Consider the following 4,052-nt stretch of genomic DNA (forward strand, 5'->3'; position numbering starts at 1 on the left):
GGGCGGCCTCGGCTGGGGCCTGCTGCGCTACCTCCACCCCACGGCCGGGCCCGCGCTCGCCGCGCTCGCCGCGCCCGACGTCCGGTTCAACTACCTCGGCAGGTTCGCCGAGTCCGACGCGGCGGGCGGACGGCTGCTCGACGTCGGTCCCGAGGCCGTACCGCTCGGCCACGCGCTGGAGGTGGACGTGCTGTCCCGCGAGGAGAACGGCGGTCTCCTGCTGGAGGCGAGCTTCTCCTACGCGGCCGGGGTGTTCACCGAGGACGAGGTACGCGCCCTGGCGGCGGCCTGGTCCGAGGCGCTCGGCGTCCTCGCGGACCACTGCGGTCCCGACGGCGGGGCCGTCCACACCCCGTCCGACTTCCCGCTGGTCGACCTCACCGGCGACCAGCTGGAACTTCTGGGCCAGAACATCGACTTCGGAGAGTTCGGCGACTTCGGCGACCTCGACACGGAATCCGACACGGACAGCGACACCGATCCGGTCGGCGGCATCCAAGGCATCCACGGCACGGACTGCCCCGGAGCCTCCGCCCACCCAGGGGGACGACGATGAACGCGCGCATCGCGGACGTACTGCCACTCTCCCCGGTCCAGGAAGGACTGCTCTTCCACGCCGCCCGGGACACCGGAGGCCCCGACCCCTACCTGGTGCAGGCCCGGTTCCTGATCGGCGCCGCCGTCGCCACGGACGCGGTACGGGCCGGGGTCGGCGCCCTCCTCGCCCGTCACCCCAACCTGCGCGCCTGCTTCCGGCACGAGCGCCTCGACCGGCCCGTCCAGGTCGTCCCGAAGGCCGTCCGCCTGCCGTGGACCGAGGTGGACCTGACCGGACTGAGCCTGGACGAGGTCACCGTACGGACCGAGGAGGTACTGCGGGAGGACGCCGCGCTCCGTTTCGACCTGGCCCGCCCGCCCCTGGTCCGCGCCACCTTCCTGCGGCACGACACCGGCGCCGAACTGATCGTGTCCTTCCACCACATCCTGCTCGACGGCTGGTCGCTGCCGATCCTCGAACGGGACCTCGTGGCCCTGGTCGCGGGCCGCCCGCTGCCGCCCCCCGTGCCCTACCGCGACTACCTGGTGTGGCTGAGCGGGCAGGACCAGCACAAGGCCGACACCGCGTGGGCCGAGGCGCTCGACGGTCTGGACCGGCCCGCGCTGCTGGCACCGGACGGCCCGGACACCGCGCCCGACCGGACCCAGCTGCGGCTGCCGGCCGCGCTCACCGCGACGCTGACCGCCCGGGCCGCCGAGGCGGGCGTCACCCTCAACACCGTCGTGCAGGTGGCCTGGGCGCTGCTCCTGGCCCGGCTGACCGGCGCCCGTGACCTGGTCTTCGGCGCGGTCGTCTCCGGACGCCCGCACGACCTGCCGGGCGTCGAGTCCATGGTGGGCCTGTTCATCAACACCCTGCCGGTACGGGTACGACTCCGGGACGGCGAGAGCGCCGGGGACCTGCTCCGCCGGATCCAGGACGAGCAGTCCCGCCTGCTGGCCCATCACCACGCCCGCGTCGCCGAGGTGCAGCGGACCGTCGGGGCCGGTGAACTCTTCGACTCCATCCTCGCCTTCGAGAACTTCCCGCAGGCGCCGCCGACCCAGGACGGGCCCGACACGGTACGCCTGGTGACGGTGACGGACGCGACCCACTACCCGGTCACCATCGCCGCCGTCGCCGAGGAGCGGATGCTGCTGTCGGTGAGCTGCCGCCGGGGCATCTCCGCCACCGCGATCACCCGCGGCGTCGTCCGCGTACTGGAACAACTCGCGGAGAATTCCGAGCAGTTGGCCCAGGACATCGACGCCCTTCCGCAGGCGGAACACGACCGGCTGCTCGCCCTCGCGGCGGGACCGTCCCGCGCCGTCGCCGAACCCGCCACCGTGACGGGGCGGTTCGCCGCGCAGGTGGCCCGGACGCCGGACGCGCCCGCTGTCGACACCGACGGCGAGATTCTCGGCTACGCGCGGCTCGACGCCGCGTCGGACCTGCTGGCGGCCCGGCTCGTCCTGGCCGGTGTGGCGCCGGGGGACACGGTGGCCCTGCTGCTGCCCCGCTCGGCGTCCGTGGTCGTCGCGCAGCTCGCGGTCCTCAAGGCGGGGGCCTGCTGGCTGCCGCTCGACCCGGCGCAGCCGTCGGAGCGACTGGCCCGGCTGGTGAAGGCCGCGGCGCCCGTCCTCGCCCTCACCCTCGGTGCCTTCCCGGTCCGACTCCCCCCGGAGCTGCCGGTGTTGGACATGGGAGAGGAGCACGCGGGACCCGGGTCCTTCGAAGCGGTCCCGGTCCATCCGGAGTCCGCCGCCTGACGGAACTGACCGAAGTCCTGGCCGCCCTCCTGGAACCCGGCTGGGTCGCGGACGCCCTGACCCAGGACCCGGAGGCGGTGCACACGCTGTCCCGGGCGATCCGCCAGGACATCCCGGAGTCGGTGGACACGTACGTACGCACCCGCTGGTGGACCCGCCTCCAACCCACCACGGACCCCCCGGAACGCCACCTGGAACGCCAACTGACGGTGCTGTACGACGAGTCCCGCACCCTGGCGACGGCGCTGCGCGAGGCGGAGTCCCGCCGCCAGGAAACCCACACCCGCTACTTGGAGGACCGCAACAAGTCCTCGTGAGGCGCGCGGGCGTTCACCCCTCGTCCAGCGGAACGCTCCCGCCCAACCCCAGCAACACCCGCTCCAGCAGCCGCCGGTAGGCCGACTCGGGCGGATCCGCCGTGAGCGTGAAGACCAACCCCTTCCCCGTCATCGTCGTGACGACGGCCCACCCCGGGGCGAGGAGGTCGAGTAACTCCAGCCCGCGACCGTGGCTGTCCAACGCGGTGTGCGGGCGCCTCTTGGGCTCGGCCTGGCTCCGGTCGTGCACCTCGATCTGGACCGAACCCTGCACCGGGGAGTGGCAGATGAGGTCGAATCCGCCGCCGCCCGCGTGCAGCACGGCGTTGGTGGCCGTCTCGCTCACCAGCAGCTTGACGGTGTCGCGGTCCACCCACGGGTACGGCGCGTAGACGCGCCCCGCGAGGGCCCGCGCCTCCCCGACCGCGAGGGCGGTACAGGGGTACCGCTCGACCGCGAGTACGTATCGACGCTGGTCCACCACTCGTACCTCCGGCAGTAGAGGTCATGACGGCCGTCGGGCACGCATGACACAGGGATACGCATCCCGGGCGCGTGGCACCGGTGCGCGCCACCCAGCATGAGTCGCGCGACTCGTCGCGCGCAAGTTGTACGCGGGAAGTCGCTCGGAAGAGTCATACGCGCGGGCCTGCGCGCTACGCTGCTGCCATCGGACGTCATGCCACCCGGAGGGAACCGGTGCCCGTCAGCGTCAACACCAACGCGATCTTCGCCATGCGGAAGGTCGGCGGGGAGCTTGCGCGACTGCGCGAGCACGCGCGCCTCCGGCAGGACGACATCGCGGTGCGTCTGGAGTGCTCACGGCACAACATCAGCAAGATCGAACGGGGCAAGGCGTTCCCGAACCCCGACCAGCTCGAAGAGATGCTGGAGGCGTACGGGGCGAGCGTCGACGAACGCGCCGCCCTGAGGGCCGCGATCGACCAGGGCCGGTCGTTCGGCCGCGCGTGGTACGAACGCCCCGAGATCCAGGCCGTGTTCACGGCGGACTCGTACCGCTACCTCTACCTTGAGGACGCGGCCGAGAAGATCTTCTGCCACAGCGGCACGTATGTCCCGGGCCTCCTCCAGACCAGGGAGTACGTGGCCGCCCTGGTCGAGTTCGGGCAGCAACACGAGGCCACGGAGCACCGTGAGATCTTCATCGACGTACGGCAGAAGCGTCAGGGCGTGCTCACCCGTGAACACCCTCCCACCCTGGACGCGTTGTGCCTGGAGTCGGCCCTGAGGGCGGTGGTAGGCGGACGGGACGCCATGCGAGCCCAGCTGGACCACTTGCTGACGTCGGCCAGACGACAGCACGTCAACCTGCGCGTGATCCCGTTCGAGGCGGGCGCGGCCAGCGTCTCCAGTACACCGTTCACCATCCTCGACTTCCCCGGCGTCGAACACCGCAGTGTGGTCTCG

Annotated in this window: 4 protein-coding genes and 1 pseudogene; 4 read left to right on the forward strand and 1 reads right to left on the reverse strand. The window is 72.1% G+C overall.

Going from position 1 to position 4,052, the window contains the following annotated elements; all coding sequences use genetic code 11:
• The 3 genes and pseudogenes from GT042_RS37750 to GT042_RS37760 form a co-directional block, all read left to right on the forward strand.
• Positions 1 to 556 (forward strand): hypothetical protein (locus tag GT042_RS37750; RefSeq protein WP_161313179.1); only part of this gene is annotated, 556 nt, incomplete at its 5' end.
• Positions 553 to 2,307: a condensation domain-containing protein gene (locus tag GT042_RS37755; RefSeq protein ID WP_161313180.1), complete on the forward strand. Its 1,755-nt coding sequence runs from the start codon at positions 553 to 555 to the stop codon at positions 2,305 to 2,307. The genes GT042_RS37750 and GT042_RS37755, both read left to right, overlap by 4 nt.
• A pseudogene (locus GT042_RS37760) lies at positions 2,301 to 2,624 on the forward strand (hypothetical protein); the annotation flags it as partial. The gene GT042_RS37755 and the pseudogene GT042_RS37760, both read left to right, overlap by 7 nt.
• A 13-nt stretch (positions 2,625 to 2,637) precedes the next feature.
• Here the strand turns inward: GT042_RS37760 and GT042_RS37765 are convergent.
• Entirely contained in the window at positions 2,638 to 3,105 is a 468-nt protein-coding gene (locus GT042_RS37765; RefSeq protein ID WP_202534582.1) for an ATP-binding protein, read from the reverse strand.
• Positions 3,106 to 3,323: 218 nt separating this feature from the next.
• Between GT042_RS37765 and GT042_RS37770 the strand changes: the two genes are divergently transcribed.
• Positions 3,324 to 4,052 (forward strand): helix-turn-helix transcriptional regulator (locus GT042_RS37770; protein WP_161313181.1); only part of this gene is annotated, 729 nt, incomplete at its 3' end.

Origin of the sequence: Streptomyces sp. SID3212, from assembly GCF_009865405.1 — a bacterium.
Taxonomy (GTDB): Bacteria; Actinomycetota; Actinomycetes; order Streptomycetales; family Streptomycetaceae; genus Streptomyces.

Excerpts from the sequence above, each read along its gene's own strand:
- GT042_RS37755 (WP_161313180.1), top strand. The coding sequence starts at position 553 with ATGAACGCGCGCATCGCGGACGTACTGCCACTCTCCCCGGTCCAGGAA.